Annotated in this window: 21 protein-coding genes; 13 read left to right on the forward strand and 8 right to left on the reverse strand. The window is 70.6% G+C overall.

The features are described 5' to 3' along the window. Positions 1-20: 20 nt before the first annotated feature. Complete coding sequence (locus O1Q96_RS06320) at positions 21-668, reverse strand: ABC transporter permease (protein WP_269247221.1); 648 nt, start codon at positions 666-668, stop codon at positions 21-23. A 24-nt stretch (positions 669-692) separates the two neighbouring features. Beyond that, complete coding sequence (locus tag O1Q96_RS06325; protein ID WP_269247222.1) at positions 693-1,187, reverse strand: Lrp/AsnC family transcriptional regulator; 495 nt, start codon at positions 1,185-1,187, stop codon at positions 693-695. A gap of 101 nt (positions 1,188-1,288) precedes the next feature. On the opposite strand from O1Q96_RS06325, the gene hppD reads away from it, so the two are divergent. Then, positions 1,289-2,434, forward strand: coding sequence for a 4-hydroxyphenylpyruvate dioxygenase (hppD, locus tag O1Q96_RS06330; RefSeq protein ID WP_269247223.1), 1,146 nt, complete (start codon positions 1,289-1,291; stop codon positions 2,432-2,434). Positions 2,435-2,820: 386 nt separating this feature from the next. On the opposite strand, the gene O1Q96_RS06335 is transcribed toward hppD, so the two are convergent. Continuing rightward, positions 2,821-4,251 carry a tetratricopeptide repeat protein gene (locus O1Q96_RS06335; RefSeq protein ID WP_269247224.1) on the reverse strand — a complete coding sequence of 477 codons (1,431 nt, stop codon included), beginning with the start codon at positions 4,249-4,251 and terminating at the stop codon, positions 2,821-2,823. 103 nt (positions 4,252-4,354) lie between these two features. Here O1Q96_RS06335 and O1Q96_RS06340 point away from each other — a divergent pair, with 103 nt between their 5' ends. Then, a complete protein-coding gene (locus tag O1Q96_RS06340; protein ID WP_269247225.1) occupies positions 4,355-5,770 on the forward strand; it encodes an FAD-binding oxidoreductase in 1,416 nt (471 codons plus the stop codon). Between the two features lie 47 nt (positions 5,771-5,817). On the opposite strand, the gene O1Q96_RS06345 is transcribed toward O1Q96_RS06340, so the two are convergent. Then, on the reverse strand, positions 5,818-6,291 hold the full coding sequence (locus O1Q96_RS06345; protein WP_269247226.1) for an SsgA family sporulation/cell division regulator: 474 nt from the start codon (positions 6,289-6,291) through the stop codon (positions 5,818-5,820). 264 nt (positions 6,292-6,555) lie between these two features. Between O1Q96_RS06345 and O1Q96_RS06350 the strand changes: the two genes are divergently transcribed. Further along, positions 6,556-8,151: an RDD family protein gene (locus tag O1Q96_RS06350; protein ID WP_269247227.1), complete on the forward strand. Its 1,596-nt coding sequence runs from the start codon at positions 6,556-6,558 to the stop codon at positions 8,149-8,151. 61 nt (positions 8,152-8,212) lie between these two features. Continuing rightward, positions 8,213-8,983, forward strand: coding sequence for an RDD family protein (locus O1Q96_RS06355; RefSeq protein WP_269247228.1), 771 nt, complete (start codon positions 8,213-8,215; stop codon positions 8,981-8,983). A gap of 137 nt (positions 8,984-9,120) precedes the next feature. Here the strand turns inward: O1Q96_RS06355 and O1Q96_RS06360 are convergent, their stop codons facing one another. Beyond that, positions 9,121-9,426: a hypothetical protein gene (locus O1Q96_RS06360; RefSeq protein ID WP_269247229.1), complete on the reverse strand. Its 306-nt coding sequence runs from the start codon at positions 9,424-9,426 to the stop codon at positions 9,121-9,123. A gap of 469 nt (positions 9,427-9,895) precedes the next feature. Between O1Q96_RS06360 and O1Q96_RS06365 the strand changes: the two genes are divergently transcribed. Both O1Q96_RS06365 and O1Q96_RS06370 read left to right on the forward strand, forming a co-directional pair. Beyond that, positions 9,896-12,244, forward strand: a complete 2,349-nt coding sequence (locus O1Q96_RS06365; RefSeq protein WP_269247230.1) for an immune inhibitor A domain-containing protein — start codon at positions 9,896-9,898, stop codon at positions 12,242-12,244. Between the two features lie 121 nt (positions 12,245-12,365). Further along, entirely contained in the window at positions 12,366-12,674 is a 309-nt protein-coding gene (locus tag O1Q96_RS06370; protein ID WP_269247231.1) for a hypothetical protein, read from the forward strand. A gap of 80 nt (positions 12,675-12,754) precedes the next feature. On the opposite strand, the gene O1Q96_RS06375 is transcribed toward O1Q96_RS06370, so the two are convergent. Both O1Q96_RS06375 and O1Q96_RS06380 read right to left on the reverse strand, forming a co-directional pair. Next, entirely contained in the window at positions 12,755-13,339 is a 585-nt protein-coding gene (locus tag O1Q96_RS06375; protein WP_269247232.1) for a nicotinamidase, read from the reverse strand. 251 nt (positions 13,340-13,590) lie between these two features. Further along, on the reverse strand, positions 13,591-14,919 hold the full coding sequence (locus O1Q96_RS06380) for a nicotinate phosphoribosyltransferase (RefSeq protein ID WP_269247233.1): 1,329 nt from the start codon (positions 14,917-14,919) through the stop codon (positions 13,591-13,593). A 96-nt stretch (positions 14,920-15,015) separates the two neighbouring features. Here O1Q96_RS06380 and clpS point away from each other — a divergent pair, with 96 nt between their 5' ends. The 7 genes from clpS to O1Q96_RS06410 all read left to right on the forward strand — a co-directional run bounded on the left by clpS (position 15,016) and on the right by O1Q96_RS06410 (position 19,984). Next, complete coding sequence (gene clpS, locus O1Q96_RS06385; RefSeq protein ID WP_217455605.1) at positions 15,016-15,333, forward strand: ATP-dependent Clp protease adapter ClpS; 318 nt, start codon at positions 15,016-15,018, stop codon at positions 15,331-15,333. A 97-nt stretch (positions 15,334-15,430) separates the two neighbouring features. Then, entirely contained in the window at positions 15,431-16,036 is a 606-nt protein-coding gene (locus O1Q96_RS06390; protein WP_269247234.1) for a DUF2017 domain-containing protein, read from the forward strand. A 353-nt stretch (positions 16,037-16,389) separates the two neighbouring features. Next, positions 16,390-17,850, forward strand: a complete 1,461-nt coding sequence (locus O1Q96_RS06395; RefSeq protein ID WP_269247235.1) for an amino acid permease — start codon at positions 16,390-16,392, stop codon at positions 17,848-17,850. A 143-nt stretch (positions 17,851-17,993) separates the two neighbouring features. Then, positions 17,994-18,416: a M67 family metallopeptidase gene (locus O1Q96_RS06400; protein ID WP_269247236.1), complete on the forward strand. Its 423-nt coding sequence runs from the start codon at positions 17,994-17,996 to the stop codon at positions 18,414-18,416. An 88-nt stretch (positions 18,417-18,504) separates the two neighbouring features. Then, positions 18,505-18,606, forward strand: coding sequence for a putative leader peptide (locus O1Q96_RS44190; RefSeq protein WP_313904860.1), 102 nt, complete (start codon positions 18,505-18,507; stop codon positions 18,604-18,606). Positions 18,607-18,729: 123 nt separating this feature from the next. Beyond that, the gene (locus tag O1Q96_RS06405) at positions 18,730-19,008 is read left to right on the forward strand and encodes a MoaD/ThiS family protein (protein ID WP_269247237.1); all 279 of its coding nucleotides are present in this window, start codon (positions 18,730-18,732) and stop codon (positions 19,006-19,008) included. A gap of 25 nt (positions 19,009-19,033) precedes the next feature. Continuing rightward, positions 19,034-19,984, forward strand: coding sequence for a PLP-dependent cysteine synthase family protein (locus tag O1Q96_RS06410; protein WP_269247238.1), 951 nt, complete (start codon positions 19,034-19,036; stop codon positions 19,982-19,984). 133 nt (positions 19,985-20,117) lie between these two features. On the opposite strand, the gene O1Q96_RS06415 is transcribed toward O1Q96_RS06410, so the two are convergent. Next, positions 20,118-20,582, reverse strand: coding sequence for a type II toxin-antitoxin system PemK/MazF family toxin (locus tag O1Q96_RS06415; RefSeq protein WP_269247239.1), 465 nt, complete (start codon positions 20,580-20,582; stop codon positions 20,118-20,120). Positions 20,583-20,763 lie beyond the last annotated feature (181 nt).

Genomic DNA, 20,763 nt, shown 5'->3' on the forward strand with positions numbered 1-20,763 from the left:
TCTCAAATGCCTCGGGTGTCTCAGGCACGAATCCCCCTGGGGATGGTCAGCCGCCCGACGAGGACGTACGCGGCGTCGAACAGCAACGCCAGGACGATGATCCCGAGCGTGCCCGCGAGCACTTGGTTGAGCGCGTTCTTGCTGCCCAGTGAGGCGATGCCGCGGAAGATCTCATTGCCGAGGCCGGGCCCGGAGGCGTAGGCGGCGATGGCGGCGATGCCCATCAGCATCTGCGTCGAGACCCGGATGCCCGTCAGGATCGGCGGCCAGGCCAGCGGCAGCTCGACCCGCACCAGACGGGCGAGCCGCGACATCCCGATGCCCGTCGCCGCGTCCACCAGCGACGGGTCGACCCCGCGCAGCCCGACGATCGAGTTGCGGACGATCGGCAGCAGCCCGTACAGGGTCAGGGCGATGACCGTGGGAGGGACACCGAGCCCCACGATGGGGATCAGCAGGCCGATCATGGCGAGCGAGGGGATGGTCAGCAGGGTCGAGGTCGCGGTCGTCGCGAGGCTCCCGCCCCATTCGCTGCGGTAGGCGACGACACCGATGGTCACCCCCACCACCGTCGCGACGACCATGCACTGGAATACGGCGCTGGCGTGCTGGTAGGCGTCGGCGAGGAGCTGCTGATGGCGGCTGTCGAGGTACTCCCAGAAGTTCACCCGCCGTCACCCCGCTCGGTCGCCTCAGTCGTCGTCCTGCGCTGCCTGCTCCACCAGCGGGATGATCCGCAGCGGCACGGGGTTCTCCATGACGATCGCCGTGGAGGCCCGGACGATGCCATCAAAACCGACAACCCGGTCGATCACGCGTTGAAGGTCGGCGTTGGACCGGGCCACGAGCCGGCACATCATGTCCCCACCGCCCGTGGTCGTGTGCAGCTCCAGCACCTCGGGCACGGTCGCCAAGTGCGCCCGGACGTCCGCCCCTTGCCCCTGCCGGATCTGGAGGGTCGCGAAGGCGGTGACGGGATATCCGAGGGCCGTGGGATCCACCTGCGGCCCGAACCCCCGGATGACGCCATTCGACTGAAGCCGGTCCAGCCGCGCCTGCACGGTCCCGCGTGCGACACCGAGCCGACGGGACATCTCGAGCACGCCGATTCGCGGCTCCTCGGCGAGCAGCACGATGAGCCGGCCGTCCAGATGATCGATCGCCACAAGGACCTCCGCAATGGTCATCCTGTACAGAACGCCCGACAGTACGGGTATTCCACTGAACAGTTTGCCCAGCGGATTCGCAAAGTGTTGCGCACCTTGCGGAGCGGGGCGACCCTGCACCCATGACGCAGACCACACACCACACCCCGGACACCGCGCGGCAGGCAGACCCCTTCCCGGTCAAGGGAATGGACGCGGTCGTCTTCGCCGTGGGCAACGCCAAGCAGGCCGCGCACTACTACTCCACCGCCTTCGGCATGACGCTCGTCGCGTACTCCGGACCGGAGAACGGCAGCCGCGAGACCGCCTCGTACGTCCTGACGAACGGCTCGGCGCGCTTCGTCCTCACCTCCGTCATCAAGCCCGCCACGCCGTGGGGCCACTTCCTCACGGAGCACGTGGCCGAACACGGCGACGGGGTGGTCGACCTCGCGATCGAGGTCCCGGACGCCCGGGCCGCGTTCGCGTACGCCGTGGAGCACGGCGCCACCGCGGTCACCGAGCCGTACGAGCTGAAGGACGAGCACGGCACGGTCGTCCTCGCCGCGATCGCCACGTACGGCAAGACCCGCCACACCCTGGTCGAGCGCAAGGGCTACGACGGCCCCTACCTCCCGGGGTTCGCGAGCGCCGACCCCATCGTCGAACCGCCCGCCCACCGCACCTTCCAGGCCATCGACCACTGCGTCGGTAACGTCGAGCTGGGCCGGATGAACGAGTGGGTCGGTTTCTACAACAACGTCATGGGCTTCACGAACATGAAGGAGTTCGTGGGCGACGACATCGCCACCGAGTACAGCGCCCTGATGTCGAAGGTCGTCGCCGACGGCACGCTCAAGGTCAAGTTCCCGATCAACGAGCCCGCCATCGCCAAGAAGAAGTCCCAGATCGACGAGTATCTGGAGTTCTACGGCGGCGCCGGCGTCCAGCACATCGCGCTCAACACGAACGACATCGTCGAGACGGTCCGCACGATGCGCGCGTCCGGCGTCCAGTTCCTGGACACCCCGGACTCCTACTACGACACCCTCGGCGACTGGGCCGGCGAGACCCGCGTCCCGGTCGCGACGCTGCGCGAACTGAAGATCCTGGTGGACCGCGACGAGGACGGCTACCTGCTTCAGATCTTCACCAAGCCGGTCCAGGACCGCCCGACGGTCTTCTTCGAGATCATCGAACGCCACGGCTCCATGGGCTTCGGCAAGGGCAACTTCAAGGCCCTCTTCGAGGCAATCGAACGAGAGCAGGAAAAGCGCGGCAACCTCTGACACCCAGCACGCCCCAGGGAGGCCCCCTCCACCACCCAGGCGGAGGGGCCCCCGAGACCGCCGACGCACGGGAGCGGGCCGTACAGACACGGCGCGGGCCGTACAGACACGGCGCGGGCCGTACCGACACGGTGAGGGCCGGTACCGACACGGCGCGGGCCCTGCCGACACGGCCCGAGGCCGCGGACGCACGGGAGCGGGCCGTGCCGGTACGTCGCAGCCCGCCGCATAGGGCTCCTCCAGGCAACCCCAACGATTCCGTCTTGGGGCGGTACACCCGGAAGGCGGCGGGCGCGACGTACCGGCACGGCCCCGACCCCCCACCTGGCAGCCCGCACCCACCAGCAACCACCCGCCTACCAGCAACCACCCACCCGCCCCAAGGGTCAGGCGGTCCGGGGCTCCCCCAACTCCTCCAACGCCGCAGAAGCCAACGGCGCAAACAGCGGCGAGAACGCGGGATTGACCCGCAACGCCTCCCCAAGATGCCGCCGAGCCGCCCCGAACCTCCCCAACTCCCGCTCGATCACGCCCCGGTGATACGCGTACAGCGCGACCCGCACCTCACCCCCGTGCTCCCTGTCCATCGCCTTCGTGGCGAAGCCGAGAGCCTCCTCGTCCTCCCCGGCACGATGCAACGCCCACCCCAGGGCGTCCGCGACGGCCACGGACGGATGCCGCGCCCACTCACCCCGCAACCGCCGCACCGCGGACCCGGCATCCCCGTGATCCGCCTCGAGGAGACCGAGCACGAGCTCGTCGTCCACACCCCCCGCGGCCCCCTCCCGCACCCGAGCCCGCACCACCTCGTACTGCGCCCGAGCGGCCCCACCCCGCCCCAGCGACTCGTACAACTCGCCCAGCTCCAGCGCGTACCACGGCAACGGCCGCCCGGCCAGCGCGGACCGGTACGCCCGAAGAGCCTCGGACGTCCGTCCCAGCGCGGCCAGCGCCCTGCCCTGCCCCGCCCGCGCCGCGTACGCACCGGGATCGGCCCGCAACGCGGCCTCGAAGGCGCGCAGCGACTCGGCGGGCTCCCCGCGTTCCCAGGCCAGCTCCCCGGCCCGGACGAGACAGTCGGCGCGCTCGGCCGGAGCGGAGGCGAGTGCCGCCGCGTCGGAGAAGGCGGCCGCGGAGTCCTCCCGCCGGCCCTGGTCCCGGTACACGAGCCCGGCCCGCGTCAACACCTGGGCCTTCGAGGCCCGGCTCCCCGAGGGGAGCCGGACGAGCTCGGCGAGCGTCCTGCGCGCGGCCTTGTGGTCACCGAGCCCCCGGTACGCGTCGATCAGCGGCGGATAGGCCGTCCACCGTTTCGGTGAGGCCGCCACCGCGGCCTCGCCCCACTTCCGCGCGGTCCGGAAGTCGTGCCGGGCGTTGGCGAGCGCGGCGAGCCCGTCGAGCGCCTCCGCGTTCCCCTTCGGCCTCGCCTTCAGCGAGGTGCGCAGGGCCTTCTCGGCCCGCGGGTAGTACCGCGACTGAGAGGCCCGCTCGCCCCGCTCCACGTACGCCGCGCCGAGCACGGCCCACGATCGGACATCACCCGGATGGGCCCGCAGATGCGTCTCGTGGTCACCGATCAGCGCGTCCAGGTCGGGCAGCGAGGCGGGTGCCCCGGCCCCGACGGCGGTCTCGGCCCGTGCCACGGGCCCCGGGGAGGGCGGCGGCCGGTGCTGCCCGGCGGGCATCGTCATCAGCGCGCCACCGAGTACGACACAGCCCGTGAGGGCCCCGGTCAGAACCCACCACTGGACGACCGCACGCCTGTCCGGGCGGGCCGCCGGCCTCGGGGTCAGGTCTTTCTCCACGCCGCTCTCCATGCCGCTCACTGTGCGTCAATACGAAGAGCACATTCGTCCACCACCCCGGCACGGAAAGCCTGGCGCGGACGGGGTTCACACCGATGGCCCCGAGTGCGACGCTGTGATCATGAGCCGTATCGAAGCCCGACCCGACGAAGACATCGTGGCGACGGGCAGCCTCGCCGAGCGTCTCCTCGTGGGGCTGCCGGCCGAGGCGGTCCTCACCGACCCGGACGTCACCAGCTCGTACGCCAACGACATGGCCAGCTTCTGCGAGGCGGGTACCCCCGCCGTCGTCGTGCTGCCGCGCACCGTCGAGCAGGTCCAGCACGTCATGCGCGTCGCCACAGAACTACGCGTACCGGTCGTCCCGCAGGGCGCCCGCACGGGCCTGTCGGGCGCGGCCAACGCCTCCGAGGGCTGCATCGTGCTGTCCCTGGTCAAGATGGACCGGATCCTGGAGATCAGCCCCGTCGACCGGATCGCGGTGGTGGAACCGGGCGTCGTCAACGCCACGCTCTCCCGGGCCGTCAACGAACTGGGCCTCTACTACCCGCCGGATCCCTCCAGCTGGGAGATGTGCACCATCGGCGGCAACATCGGCACGGCCTCCGGCGGCCTGTGCTGTGTGAAGTACGGGGTGACGGCCGAGTACGTCCTCGGCCTGGACGTCGTCCTCGCCGACGGACGCCTGATGTCCACGGGCCGCCGCACGGCGAAGGGCGTCGCCGGTTACGACCTGACGCGTCTCTTCGTCGGCTCGGAGGGCTCGCTCGGGATCGTGGTCGGAGCGACCCTGACCCTGAAGCCCCGGCCTCCCCAGCAACTCGTCCTGGCAGCCGAGTTCGCGTCCGGGGCGGCCGCCTGCGACGCGGTCTGCCGGATCATGGAGGGCGGCCATGTGCCGTCCCTCCTGGAACTGATGGACCGCACGACGGTGAAGGCCGTCAACGACATGGCCGCCATGGGCCTCCCGGAGAGCACGGAGGCCCTGCTCCTCGCCGCCTTCGACACGCTCGACCCGGCCGCCGACCTCGCCGCCGTGGGCGCGCTGTGCGAGGCGGCCGGCGCCACCCAGGTCGTACCGGCGGAGGACGCGGCCGAGTCGGAACTGCTTCTCCAGGCCCGCCGGCTGTCGCTCACCGGGCTGGAGGCCGTCAAGGGCACGACGATGATCGACGACGTGTGCGTACCGCGCTCCAGGCTCGCCGAGATGCTCGAAGGGGTGGACCGGATCGCCGCGAAGTACCGGCTGACCATCGGCGTCGTCGCGCACGCGGGTGACGGCAACACCCACCCGACGGTCTGCTTCGACGCGGGCGATCCGGACGAGTCCCGGCGTGCCCGGGAGTCCTTCGACGAGATCATGGCCCTGGGTCTGGAACTCGGCGGGACGATCACCGGCGAGCACGGCGTGGGCGTCCTCAAGAAGGAGTGGCTGGCACGGGAGATCGGCCCGGTCGGTGTCGAGATGCAGCAGGCGGTCAAGACAGCCTTCGACCCGCTGGGCATCCTCAACCCGGGCAAGCTCTTCTGAGCCACCACCCCCTCCGCCCCCGGGTGGTCCCATCCCCCCGCGGGGTCTCACTCCCCGTCCCTGGACTCGTCCGAGGGCCACGGGTCGCGCAGCCACAGGTCGTCGGCGGGGGTCGGCGCGAGCAGCTCGGCGAGCCCGTCGTCGATACCGAGCTGCTCGGCCTCGGAGCCCGGTGGAACCGCCCGCAGGGTGCGCTCCAGCCAGGCCGACACCTGCGCGGCGGGCGCTTCGAGCAGGGCGTCCCCGTCGGGTGAACTCAGCGCCATCAGGACGACGCTGCGACCGGCGACCTTCGTCGGCCACACCCGCACATCCCCGTGCCCGCACGGCCGGAACACCCCCTCGACGAGCAGTTCGCGCGCGAACGTCCACTTCACGGGATGGTCGGTGCCGATGTGGAAGGTGACGTGCACGGCGTACGGATCGTCGGTGCGGTAGATCAGCAGAGCCGGGACCGGGATGCTGCGCTCGGGGGACAGGACCAGCTTGAGCTCGAGCTCGCGTTCCACCACGGTGTACATGTCGCGGGTTTCCTCTCGTGTCCGGGGCCCTGTGGGCGGGCCCGTACGAGTGGAGAGGGCTCGGAGCGCGCAGCATTACGCCGGTTCGGAGAAGTTTTTCCGAGGGCTCGCGCGTAGGGCGCCCCTATACCTCGTGGCGGCCGGAAAACGTGGCGGAACCTTGCCCGAAGGGGGTAGGTACGCGAGGAGGGGCGGTGGTGGTTGCGCCGGTCTGATAGATGTGGACGCTCAACACGACCCCCGAGCAGATACGGGACGACGGACATGAGCGCCCCAACCCCGGCCCCCGGTGACGACAGGCCCCGCGAAGGGTATTACCCGGACCCGTCCATTCCTGGATATGTCCGGTACTGGAACGGTGCCGCGTGGGTACCGGGCACCAGTCGGCCTTCGCCGGACGGCGGCGCACAGCTCTCGTCGTCCGCGGACGCGCAGCCCGCGCCCCTGTCCACGGAGGAGACGGGCCCGCACTTCTTCGACGAGGACCCGCCCGCCGCGGGCCCGTCACCGGCCGAGGCGCAGCACGGCAGCCGGCCCGAGCCGGCCACCGCGTGGGGCGCCGACCGTTCCCGGCAGAGCGGCTTCGGCGGCGATCCGGACCGCCGGGTCCGCTGGGGTTCACCGGACCCGCGCGTCCCGTCGGAGCCGGCCCCGTCCACGCAGCCCGAGGGCAGGTTGGACCACACGGACGGCACGGCCACGTTCCACCCGTCCGACTCCGAGGAGGACACCGGGGCGCCCACGCCTCCCGCCTCCGGCGGCACCGTGGTGTTCCGCAGGCCCAAGGGGCCGGTACGTCCCACCGGGGCGGCGGGGTCTTCGGGGACCGCGGGAGCGGCCGGTGCCATGGGCGCCGGGCGCGCGCACGTCGCGGGCACGCCCGGTGGGGCACGCGCCAACAACCCGGGCACGGACGCCGCGGCCGCGGCTCCGGCCGGCGCCGACGGCTCCGCCGGTCCCGGCGTACCCGGCTCCCGCGAACCCCTCGCGTCCGAGGGCACGATGGCCTTCCGGGCCATGACGCCGCGAGCGGGACAGCAGCGCGGGGCACAGCCCTCCACGGCCCAGAAAGCAGCGGCCCAGGGCCCAGCGGCCCAGACACCGACCAGCCCTGCTCCGGGAGCCGCCGCCCAGGGAGCCGCCGCCCAGGCCTCCGTGGCAGCCTCCCCGGCCGCTCCGGCCGCCCCCCAGCAGTCCGCTGCCGGTGTGCCCCCGCAGTCCGGTGCCCAGGCGCCCATGAGCGCGGGCCTCGGCGGCGGACAGCCCTCCTGGGCCCAGCAGGTGCACCGGCTGGCCGGGCCGGACGAGGAGCAGCCCGTCGTGCCGTGGAAGCCGGTGCGGGAGGACCCGTTCCAGGCGGTCGCCCGCTCCCAGGCGAACGCGCGCCCGGCGGGGCTCGGGAAGCGCTTCGCCGCCCGGCTCGTGGACACGCTCGTACTGGCCGCGGTCACCGGCGCGGCCGCCGTTCCCCTGGGGACCAGAGCTCTCGACCACGTCAACGAGAAGATCGACGCGGCCAAGCTCTCCGGCGAGACGGTCACGGTCTGGCTGCTGGACGGCACGACCGCCCTCTACCTCGGCGCCGTCCTGGGCGTGCTGATCGTCTTCGGCGTCCTCTACGAGGCGCTGCCCACCGCCAAGTGGGGCCGCACCCTCGGCAAGAAGCTGTGCGGCCTGCAGGTGCGGGACATCGAGGGCGGCGACCCGCCGTCGTTCGGCCTGGCCCTGCGCCGCTGGCTCGTCTACAGCGTCCCGGGTGTCCTCGTCATCGGTGTCGTGGGTGTCGTGTGGGGTCTGTTCGACCGTCCGTGGCGCCAGTGCTGGCACGACAAGGCGGCCCACACGTTCGTCGCCGGCTGACAGGTACTCCGGACGGCCGTCCCCCATTGCGCAGTCGCGGGGTTCGCGGTCGACTCGGGGCATGACGACCGAGCCGCCGCCCCCGCCGGACGACGATCCGTTCAGGAAGCCGCCGGACGACGATCCGTTTCAGAAGCAGCCGCCGGCGCCCGGACAGGGCGACGGCACCCCGCACGGCACCCCGCCGCCCGGCTCCCCGGGCGCGGGCGGCGACGCCGGCGGCGCGGGCCAGGGCCCCCCGTACGGCAGTCCCCCGTACGGCAGTCCCCCGTACGGTGAACAGCCCCCGCAGGGCGGTGACCCCTACGGCGCCACACCACCGCCCTACGGGGGCGGAGGTGACCCCTACGGCGGTGGCCCGTACGCCAACGACCCGCTGGCCGGGATGCCACCGCTCGCCGACAGCGGCAAGCGCGTGCTCGCGCGGATCATCGACATGGTCCTCGTCATCATCGTGGTGTGGCTGCTGACGTGGGGCTTCGGCGTCAACGAGTACGACGTCGACACGGACAAGATCGAGTACGGCAAGTCCTTCGGGCAGTCCCTGATCGCCCTGCTGCTCTACGTCGGCTACGACACCTTCATGACCACCAGGTCGGGACAGACCCTCGGCAAGAAGTGGCTGCATCTGCGGGTGGCGAACCTCGACAACGGCTCCACGCCCTCCACGCAGACCTCACTGGTCCGAGCGCTGGTGCTGTGGGTGCCGTTCGCGTTCTGCTGCGCGTGCATCTGGACCGCCATCACGGGCGGCTGGAGCTTCTTCGACAAGCCGTACAAGCAGGGCCTGCACGACAAGGCGGCGAAAACAGTGGTGGTCAGCACCGACTGAGCCGACGGGCGGCGGCCGACGGACGGCGGCACGGAACCGGCGGGCCCGTGAGAACGGGACCGCCGGTTCCGTGCCGCTTCATGCCACTTGGTGCCGCTACGTGTCGAGGAATCGGTGACCCGGTGGCGGGCGCCGCGTCAGGCGCGCTCGCGGACCGGTTCGGGCGCGCCGGCGACGCTGACGGTCTCGCGCCGCGCCGGAACACGCTGTTCCGTGACGGCGACGGGCGAGGGGCGGGCGACGGACGCCGCCGGGGCGACGGCCGCGGCGGGTTTCGGGACGGGAACCGTCATGGCCACGAGGAGTCCGAGCACGAGGGCGGAGAGCGTGATGACCACGATCCCCAGGCCTGAACTCGTCTGTGACAGCAGCAGCATGGCGAGCGTGGAGAAGATCACGGTGCAGGAACCGTAGGCGAGCTGTGCGGCGGTCGGACGAGGCATGGCAGTTCCGTCCTCGGGATGGGGGTCTCCCCCCGTGCCTCTCGCGATGGGGGAGGGTGCGGATAGGAATCTGGGGTGCGACAACGGTGTCCGCTTGGCAAATCACCGGAAATCCGGCGCGCCGCCAACCGACTCTATTCGGCTGTCTGCCCTAGCGGAACGAGCAGTAAGCGTGACCTAACCCACGGTGCCGGTGCACAGGGGGCGCACGGAGTCATGACGCCTGCCAACCCGACTGTCGAACGCGCCTGTTGAGCGCTGTACGGATGGGCCGTGAGCGGACGGGTGCCAGTGCGCGGCGCGCGGCCGCCGGTGCATAGCTCACTTGACCTGTGCAAGTCAAGGTCTGTCTTTTCTCCTTCAACTCCGATCGAATGTCGTCACTTGTGACGCGCATAGAGCGCGCGCGGACTCCATAACCTGGACACCCTCCTTCCGCGCGCCCGTGCGCAAGGGAGGACTGCCTCAAGTGACCAGCAGACCATGGACGTTCAGAGCTGCCGCAGTGGGTGTGGCGCTCGCAGCGGCCGCGGCCACGTTCTCGACCTTCGCGGTGGCGCAGGCCGCCGACGGCGACCAGCCGACGGCAGCCGCGAACCGGCAGGACCCGGCACGTGCCGACGACCACGCCGACCACGAGCACGACCTCAAGGGCCCGCTGACCGATCGTCAGGAAGCCCAGCGGGAAGAGGCCCTCAAGAGGGTCATAGCCGGTGACGCCAAGGTCACCGATCGCGGCGGCTCGCAGGTCGTGAAGCTCCAGAACGGCAAGTACGTGGAGCTCGGCCGGGAGAAGACCGACCAGATCTTCACGGTTCTCGTGGAGTTCGGCGACAAGGTGGACAGCCGCTACGGCGGCACCCCCGGCCCGCTGCACAACCAGATAGCCAAGCCGGACCGTGCCGAGGACAACAGCACGGCCTGGCAGGCGGACTACAACAAGAAGCACTTCGAAGAGCTCTACTTCGGCACCGGCAAGGGTGTCGAGTCGATGAAGAAGTACTACGAGAAGCAGTCCTCGGGCCGCTACTCCATCGCCGGCGCGGTCTCCGACTGGGTGAAGGTGCCCTACAACGAGGCCCGCTACGGCTCCAACAAGTGCGACCCCGACACCTGCGCGTGGAACGCCGTCGCCGACGGTGTCACCGCCTGGGTCGACGCCCAGAAGGCCGCGGGCAAGTCCGACGCCGCCATCAAGTCCGAGCTGGCCGCCTACGACAAGTGGGACCGCAACGACTTCGACGGCGACGGCAACTTCAACGAGCCCGACGGCTACATCGACCACTTCCAGATCGTGCACGCCGGTGAGGACGAGTCCGCGGGCGGCGGCGCACAGGGCGAGGACGCCATCTGGGCCCACCGCTGGTACGCGTTCGGCACGGACGCCGGTGCCACCGGCCCCGCGGGCAACAAGATGGGTGGCGCGCCGATCGGCGACTCCGGCATCTGGGTCGGCGACTACACGATCCAGCCGGAGAACGGCGGACTCGGTGTCTTCGCCCACGAGTACGGCCACGACCTGGGTCTGCCGGACCACTACGACACCACCAACACCGCCGAGAACTCCACCGCCTTCTGGACCCTCATGTCCTCCGGTTCCTGGCTCGGCACCGGCAAGGACAACATCGGTGACCTGCCCGGCGACATGACCGCCTGGGACAAGCTCCAGCTCGGCTGGCTGAAGTACGACACGGCCAAGGCCGCGACGCGCTCCACCCACAAGCTGGGCGTGGCGGAGTACAACACGAAGAACGCGCAGGCGCTGGTGGTCGAGCTGCCGAAGAAGGCGGTCGCCACCGAGGTCGTCACCCCGGCTCAGGGCGCCACCCAGTGGTGGAGCGGCAGCGCGAACAACCTCAAGAACACGCTGACCCGTTCCGTGGACCTCACCGGCAAGTCCTCGGCCACGCTGACCCTCGACGGCTGGTACGACATCGAGACGGACTTCGACTACCTCTACACCGAGGTCTCCACCGACGGCGGCGCCAAGTGGACGCCGGTCGACGGCACGGTCGACGGCGAGGCCATCCCGCGTGACGCCAGCGGCAGCCCCGCGCTGACCGGCACCGTGGACGCGTACAAGAAGCTGTCGTACCCGCTCGACGCCTACGCGGGCAAGAAGATCGACCTGCGCTTCCGCTACTCCACCGACGGCGGCGTGGCCCAGAAGGGCTTCGCGGCGGACCGGATCACCGTCACCGCCGACGGCAGCGCGGTCTTCTCGGACAACGCCGAGACCGCCGACGCCGCGTGGAAGGCCACCGGGTTCTCCCGGATCGGCGCGTCCTTCACCAAGGACTACGCGCAGTACTACATCGCCGAGAACCGCCAGTACGTGTCGTACGACAAGACCCTCAAGGTCGGCCCGTACAACTTCGGCTTCGCGAACACGCGTCCGTCCTGGGTGGAGCACTTCCCGTACCAGAACGGTCTGCTGATCTGGAAGTGGGACACCTCCCAGCGGGACAACAACGTCAGCCAGCACAAGGGCACCGGCCTGCTGCTGCCGGTCGACGCCCACCCGAAGGCGATGAAGTGGGCCGACGGCACGGTGATGCGCAACCGCATCCAGTCGTACGACTCGCCCTTCAGCAAGTACCGCACGGACGGCTTCACGCTGCACAAGGCGGACGTCGCCACGAAGATCAAGTCGCTCCCGGGCAACCGGATCTTCAACGACCGCACGAACACCTACTACGACGAGACCAACCCGACCGCGGGTGTCAAGATCACTGACACCAACACCAAGATCGCGATCGTCCGGGAGCCCCGCGACGGCTCGTCGATCACGGTGAAGGTCTCGGCCGCGACGAAGTAGACAGCGTTTTCGCAGGTCAAACCATGATCGGCCGCAACCCTCTGGCGGGTTGCGGCCGATCGTGTTTAGGTGCGTCCTGTGGCTCTCTTATTGACACCGAATCTCACGGGGGTGTGACTGCATGGCCGCAGGAGGTTTCTGCAAGCTGCCGAACGGGATGGTGGTGGTGGCGTTGAACCTGCCCAGCCCGTCCGCCGCGGGCAGCGGCTCGGTACGCGTCCTCGTGCATGCCCACAACCGCGCCCGCGCCCTGACGCGACTGCGCAACCTGGGCATGCGGGCGGTGTACCTGCGTGGCAACGCGGAGCCTCCGACCCCGGACGAGATCACCGCGGTCCTGCACCACCCCGACGGCCTCATATGGCGCACGGCACCGGGCGCCGAAGCCCGCGCCGAGCTCTGGCATCCGATCCGCGCACTGATGCGGTAGCGCTCCGCTCGGCCGGGTGCTTCGTCTGCGGGTTCGTCGGGGCTGGGCGCGCAGTTCCCCGCGCCCCTGTCGGGCCCCGGTCAGACGACCGGCTTGCCGCTCAGCTCCACGCCCGCCTCGCGCAGCTCCTCCAGGGCCCGCGCGGTGGTCTCCTCGGCCACACCCGCCGTCAGGTCGAGCAGCACCTGCGTACGGAAGCCCTCGCGGGCCGCGTCCAGGGCGGTGGCGCGGACGCAGTGGTCGGTGGCGATGCCCACGACGTCGACCTCGGTGATCTCACGGGCGCGCAGCCAGTCGCCCAGCGGGACGCCGTTCTCGTCGGCACCCTCGAAGCCGCTGTAGGCCGCCGAGTACGCGCCCTTGTCGAAGACGGTGTCGATCGCGCCGGACGCGACCGCCGGAGCGAAGTTCGGGTGGAAGCCCACGCCCTCGGTGCCGGCCACGCAGTGCGCGGGCCAGGAGTGGACGTAGTCGGGGTTGTCGGCGAAGTGGCCGCCGGGCGCGATGTGGTGGTCCCGGGTGGCCACCACATGGCGGTAGCCGGCGGGGGCCTGCCCGATCAGTTCCGTGATCGCGGCGGCGACGTCGGCGCCGCCGGGCACCGCGAGGCTGCCTCCCTCGCAGAAGTCGTTCTGGACGTCTACGACGATCAGGGCGCGGCGCATGTCGGTGTCCTTCTGCCTGGCGCTCCGCGGGGAGCGGTTCGTGGTCTGCGGGTGCATGGGGGCTGGTCGCGCAGTTACCCGCGCCCCTGGCGGGGCGCGACCGTGTGACCGGGCCCGGAGCGTTCACGATGTGGGCGGGAGGGGCGGTCGTTGCCGTTGCCTTTCCCGGCTCACCGCCCGTTCATGCCCGTTCGGACCCGGGGTGGCCTGAGGCGTGCCCCGGCCACGCCTCGGGCCCGGGCACACCCGTCTCACACGTACTCGGTCGGAATGACGGCTTCCCCCCGCGACAGCTGCGTCGCCGAGAGGGGCAGGTTCGCGCGGGCCGCCGCATGCCGTTCGCGTACGACGTCCAGTGGCTCGCGGGCGACGACCTGGCCGCCCTTGACGAGCTCCACCAGGAGCTGACGGTCGCTGAGCTCGGCCGGGACCGCCCCCGTGCCGATCACCTCGGCCTCGGCGGTCCCGTACGCGTCCAGCCGCCGCGCGGCCCACTTGCGGCCGCCGACGGACGTCTTGCCGCCGGACGACTTCTTGGCCACCGGCACCAGCGGAGCCTTCGGGTCCGCCGACTCGGCACGCGCGACGAGCTTGTAGACCATCGAAGCGGTCGGATGGCCGGATCCCGTCACCAGCTGGGTGCCCACGCCGTACGCGTCCACGGGCGCCGCGGCCATCGAGGCGATCGCGTACTCGTCCAGGTCCGAGGTCACGATGATCCGCGTCTTCGTGGCGCCCAGCTCGTCCAGCTGCTGACGCACCCGGTGCGCGACGAGCAGCAGGTCACCGGAGTCGATGCGGACGGCGCCGAGCTCGGGGCCCGCCACCTCGACGGCCAGCCGGACGGCCTCGGCGACGTCGTACGTGTCCACCAGCAGCGTGGTGCCCCGGCCGAGCGAGTCCACCTGGGCGCGGAAGGCGTCCCGCTCGCTGTCGTGCAGGAGGGTGAAGGCGTGGGCGGAGGTCCCGACCGTCGGAATGCCGTAGCGGAAGCCCGCGGCCAGGTCCGAGGTGGTCGTGAAGCCACCGACGTACGCGGCCCGGGACGCCGCCACCGCGGCCAGCTCGTGGGTGCGCCGGGCGCCCATCTCGATCAGCGGGCGTCCTCCGGCGGCCGAGGCCATCCGGGAGGCGGCGGCCGCGATCGCCGAGTCGTGGTTGAGGATGGAGAGGATCACGGTCTCCAGGAGCACGCACTCCGCGAAGGAGCCCTCGACCCGCAGGATGGGTGATCCGGGGAAGTACACCTCGCCCTCCGGGTAGCCCCAGACGTCACCGCCGAAGCGGTACGAGGCCAGCCACTCCAGCGTCGGCTCGTCCACCACGCGGCGCTCGCGGAGGAAGCCGAGGACGTCCGGGTCGAAGCGGAAGTTCTCGACCGCGTCCAGGACCCGCCCGGTCCCCGCGACCACGCCGTACCGGCGGCCCTCGGGCAGTCTGCGCGTGAAAACCTCGAAGACCGAACGCCGGTCGGCGGTACCGCCCTTGAGGGCGGCCTGCAGCATGGTGAGCTCGTAGTGGTCCGTGAAGAGCGCTGTCGACGGCACGTCCACCGGCAGCCCCAGGTCCGCAGTGTTCATGGCAGGGATGCTACCCCCTATCTCGTCACTCTGACGATTTGTAGGGTTCGTGATTTGTGGGGCTCGTTTGGCCGGGCACCCGCCTGTGGTGGCAGCATGGGCCGTGTGACGGCTCCCGCACCCCTAGAGACCGAAAAGACCGAGTCGGCGGAGGAGGTATTCGCCGTACCCGAGCCCGACGTCCCGTGGGTGACCATCGTCCACAACGATCCGGTCAACCTCATGAGCTACGTGACCTACGTCTTCCAGTCGTACTTCGGCTACTCGAAGGACAAGGCCACCAAGCTGATGATGGACGTCCACCACAAAGGCCGGGCCGTTGTCTCCAGCGGCACCCGTGAGGAGATGGAGCGCGATGTGCAGGCCATGCACGGCTACGGTCTGTGGGCCACCCTCCAGCACGACCGGAAATGACCGGCGTCCCGGCACGACCGGGGACGACCCGGCCCGACCCGGCACGACCGGCACCTGCCCGACACCCGCGCAGTACTGGAAGTAGCGACGCAACCTGATGCCAGGACACTTCGAACCGCTCCCCGGCGGCGGCGCGGCCGTCGCGCTCGACGAGGTCGAGATCTCCATCATCCGCTCCCTCGCCGTACAGCTCCTGGAGCTCATCGGGCCGGGGCCGGGCGAGGACGTCTCCGACGATCCGCTCGCCGAACTGTTCGCGGAGGGGCCGAGCGAGCCGCCCTCCGACCCCGTGCTCAAGCGCCTCTTCCCGGACGCGTACAGCGGGCCCGACGTCGAGGCCGCCTCGCCCGAGCAGGCCGAGGAGCAGCGCGCGTACTCCGCGGAGTTCCGCCGCTTCACCGAGAACGACCTGCGGGCCGGCAAGCGGGACAACGCCCTCGTGGTGATCCGCTCCCTGGACACCCTCGCCGCCGCGCGGGAGGGCGGGGCGGTCCTGAAGCTGACGCCCGAGGAGTCGAAGCAGTGGCTCAGCTCCCTCAACGACCTGCGGCTGGCGATCGGCTCGCGGCTGGACGTCGTCGACGAGGAGGACACGGACCTCCTCTACCGGCTGCCGGACGAGGACCCGCGCAAGCCGATGGTGATGGCGTACCTGTGGCTCGGCGGACTGCAGGAAACGTTGGTTGAAACGTTGATGAAGTGACATGAAGCGTTCGCTCAGCGGACGCTCAAATCCGGATAACGATCACATCACCACCCGGGCCTGCTATGGGGGCCCGGGTGTTCTATGTCCGCTTCTTCCTGTGGCATGCGCTACAAGCACCTCGGGTGATCAATGCCGCGGCCGTGATAGATCTTCACGACCGCCCGGCCAGGACACCACCCACGTCCTGCCGGGTGCGCCACCGAGCCGGCGACCGCCGGCCAGGCACGAGCGGCCCCGGGAAGGCCGCTCGGCGGGCTCGCAGAGCCCGTTCAACTCCAGGAATCCGGGGGGATCGGAAACGGTCCGAGGCCGACGACGGCTCGGACCGGCGTGGAGAAAGGCGCACGGACATGACCTCGGTGCAGGTCGGAAAGCACGACGACGAGCGCGGCGGCAGCGGTGCCGCCGGCAGCGACACCTCCGAAGAGGGCTACGAACGCGGGCTCGGCAGCCGTCAGGTCCAGATGATCGCGATCGGCGGCGCCATCGGCGTCGGCCTCTTCCTGGGTGCTGGGGCGAACATCGCCAAGGCCGGCCCCAGCCTCATCCTCATGTACGCCCTCGCGGGCGTCATCATCTTCTTCATCATGCGGGCCCTCGGAGAGCTGCTGCTCTACCGTCCGGTCTCGGGCTCCTTCGCGGAGTACTCCCGCGAGTTCCTCGGCCCGTTCTTCGGCTACTTCACCGGCTGGACGTACTGGCTGATGTGGGTCGTCACCGGCATGGCGGAACTCACCGCCGCCGCGATCTACGTCAACTACTGGTTCCCGCAGATCCCGCAGTGGGTCACGGCCCTGGTCTTCCTGCTCGTGCTGTTCACGGCGAACCTGATCTCCGTCAAGCTCTTCGGCGAGATCGAGTTCTGGTTCTCGATGGTCAAGGTCACCGCCCTCATCGGCATGATCGTGATCGGCCTGGGCGTCCTCACCTTCGGCTTCAGCGCCGCCGGTGACACCGCCGCCGTGTCCAACCTCTGGGCCTTCGACGGCTTCTTCCCCAAGGGCATCGGCTCGTCCCTCATGACCCTGCAGGGCGTCATGTTCGCCTACCTGGCCGTCGAACTCGTCGGCGTCACCGCCGGTGAGTCCGAGAACCCGGAGAAGACGCTCCCCAAGGCGATCAACACCCTGCCCTGGCGCATCGCCCTCTTCTACGTCGGCGCGCTCACCGTCATCCTCTGCGTCGTGAAGTGGACGGAGTTCGCACCGGGCGTCAGCCCCTTCGTCGCTGCCTTCGCGAAGATCGGCATCCCCGCAGGCGCCGGCATCGTCAACTTCGTCGTCCTGACGGCGGCGCTCTCCTCCTGCAACTCCGGCATGTACTCCACCGGTCGCATGCTGCGCACCCTGGCGGACAACGGCGAGGCGCCGAGGATCTTCAACAAGCTGTCCGCCACCAGGACGCCCGCGTTCGGCATCACCGTCTCCATGCTCTTCATGGGCATCGGCGTGGTCCTGAACTACATCGTCCCGGAGAAGGCCTTCGGCTATGTCGTCTCGGTCGCCACGGCGGCAGGCATCTGGACCTGGCTCATGATCCTCGTCAGCCACATCCTGTACCGCCGCGCCGTCGACGCCGGCCGCCTGCCCGCCTCGTCCTTCCCGGCGCCCGGCGGCTCGAAGTTCAGCTGGGTCGCGGTCGCGTTCCTCCTCTTCGTCACCGGCCTCATCGCCTACGACGCCGACTCCCGCGTCTGCCTGTACGTGATGGCGGGCTGGGCCGCCGCACTGGGCATCGGCTGGGCCGTACTGAAGTCACGGAACCCCGAGGTCACCGAACGCCGCGACCCGGAGTTCGAGAAGGTCGGCTGACCGGAGCCCGCGACGGCCGGCCGGCCGCGGCCACCCGGACCGACCCCGGTCCCACCCCCGGCATGCAGGGCTCGTGGCCCACCATGTGGGCAGCCCCGTACCACCCTTCGGTACGGGGCTGCCGTCTGCTTATCCTGACCACCATGCTGACCATCACCCAGACCCTCGTCGACCAGATCGTCGCGCACGCGCGCCGGGACCACCCCGACGAGGCGTGCGGCGTGATCGCGGGCCCGGAGGGCACCGGCCGCCCCGAGCGCTTCGTCCCCATGCTGAACGCGGCGATGTCGCCCACGTTCTACGAGTTCGACTCGGGCGACCTGTTCAAGCTCTACCGCGAGATGGACGACCGCGACGAGGAGCCGGTGGTCGTCTACCACTCCCACACGTCGACCGAGGCCTACCCGTCCCGCACGGACATCTCCCTGGCGTCCGAGCCGAACGCGCACTACGTCCTCGTCTCGACCGCGGACACCGACGGGCTCGGCGACTTCCAGTTCCGCTCGTACCGCATCGTCGACGGCGAGGTCACGGAGGAGGAGGTCGCGGTGGTGGAGGCCTACTGACCCGCACGATCCCACATTTCGGTCAGAATTCATCCATCATCTGAGATCACATTCCAGGACCCGGGCCGGGAATCGATACGATGAGCCCATGGTTTCCCACGACGTGAGCGACAAGACGCCGGGCATGCTGCTCGTGGCGCGGCTGCACGTCGACCTGTGCAGGCTGCAGAGCGCCATCTGTACGCGCTGATTCCTGCCGCCGTACGGCCCTGAGCCACGGCTTTGCGGGGCCGCGACCGGCGTGCCCCCGGCTTCTCCCGCGCTGCCGCGCGCACTCCAGACCTGACTCACCTTCCGACAGGAGCCCGCAACCATGGCCATCGAGGTCCGCATCCCCACCATCCTCCGCACCTACACCGACGGCCAGAAGGCCGTCGAGGGCGGCGGGGAGACCCTCGCCGCGCTCCTCGACGACCTCGAGAGCCGCCACACGGGCATCCAGGCCCGCATCGTGGACGGAGGCGAACTGCGCCGCTTCGTGAACGTGTACCTGAACGACGAGGACGTCCGCTTCCTCGACGGCATCAACACCAAGCTCACCGACGGCGACAGCGTCACCATCCTGCCGGCCGTGGCCGGCGGCATGGTCTGACCGGGCTGCCGGGCTCTGATCGCTGATGCGCTACGACTCCCCGCTGGCCGCGGTGGGCAACACCCCTCTGGTGCGCCTGCCGCGGCTCTCGCCGTCCGCCGACGTCCGCATCTGGGCGAAGCTCGAGGACCGCAACCCGACCGGCTCGGTCAAGGACCGCCCCGCGCTCCACATGATCGAACAGGCCGAGAAGGACGGCAGGCTCACACCCGGCTGCACGATCCTCGAACCGACGTCCGGCAACACCGGCATCTCGCTCGCCATGGCCGCCAAGCTCAAGGGCTACCGCATGGTGTGCGTCATGCCCGAGAACACCTCGCAGGAGCGGCGTGAACTGCTCGCCATGTGGGGCGCCGAGATCATCCCCTCACCGGCGGCGGGCGGTTCCAACACGGCGGTACGCGTGGCGAAGGAGCTCGCCGCCGAACACCCCGACTGGGTGATGCTCTACCAGTACGGCAACCCCGACAACGCGGGCGCGCACTACGCCACGACAGGCCCGGAGATCCTGACCGACCTGCCCTCCGTCACCCACTTCGTCGCGGGACTCGGCACCACCGGAACGCTGATGGGCGTGGGCCGGTACCTCCGCGAGCAGAAGCCGGACGTGAAGATCGTCGCCGCGGAGCCGCGCTACGACGACCTCGTCTACGGCCTCCGGAACCTCGACGAGGGCTTCGTCCCCGAGCTCTACGACGCGTCGGTGCTGACCACGCGCTTCTCGGTCGGCTCGGCCGACGCCGTCACCCGTACGCGGGAGCTCCTCCAGCAGGAGGGGATCTTCGCCGGGGTGTCCACCGGGGCCGCACTGCACGCGGCGATAGGCGTCGGGCGCAAGGCCGTCCAGGCAGGAGAGTCCGCCGACATCGTCTTCGTCGTGGCCGACGGCGGCTGGAAGTACCTCAGCACGGGCGTCTACACCGCCGCCACCACGGAAGAGGCCATCGCGACACTGCAGGGCCAGCTCTGGGCGTAGGGCATCACCCCGGCCCGGAACGCCCGCTCCTCGAACGCCGGAGGGCTGCTCCCAGCCCGTCCGGCGTCCGGGGCCGGGCGCGAGGCCGCTCGGACCGAGGGACGGCGCGGGCGGGCGCGAGGCGCCCGAAGCCCTACTTCGTCAGGTGCCGCACCCGGTCCCAGACCCCGGGGTCCACCACCCCCACCCGCCGCCGGAACTCCCGCACCGGCAACCTCCGCAGCTCATCGGTCTCCAGGAAGCTCGCCCGCCCCCGGGCGTCACCCACGGCCCCAGCGGGAAGCGCGATGACCCCGCCCCGCCCGTCGTGGTACTTCGTGGTGATCTTGGCGACCACGGCCCTGCGCCCCCGGACCGACAGGACGAGGCAGGGCCGGTCCTTCGCACCCGGCCCGTCCTCGAACGGCACATTCGCCCACCAGATCTCCGCCGGCTGCGGCCGGGGCGAGCGGCCGACGCCGTCGGCCCTTCCCGGCGGCCGCGCCGACGACCGCCCCCGCCTGCCGGGGGGCCGCCCGCGCCCCCACCCGTCGACCAGGGCCGCCACGCCCGCGAGCAGCACCACGGCCGCCAACGCGAGCCACCACCACGTGTTCATGCGTACGACGGTACCGGCCGCCCCCGCCCACGCCCGTGTGCCCCCGGCCCATGCCGCCGTCCACCCCGCTGCCCCCGAACCGGTGACACCGCAGGTGAGTTCGCCCACAACAGCCCTCGACGGAGGAGCGACCCGCCCTTTTGCGCCTTACGCTCGACGGACCGCACGACCCCCGACTTCA

It is taken from the genome of Streptomyces aurantiacus (assembly GCF_027107535.1).
GTDB lineage: Bacteria > Actinomycetota > Actinomycetes > Streptomycetales > Streptomycetaceae > Streptomyces.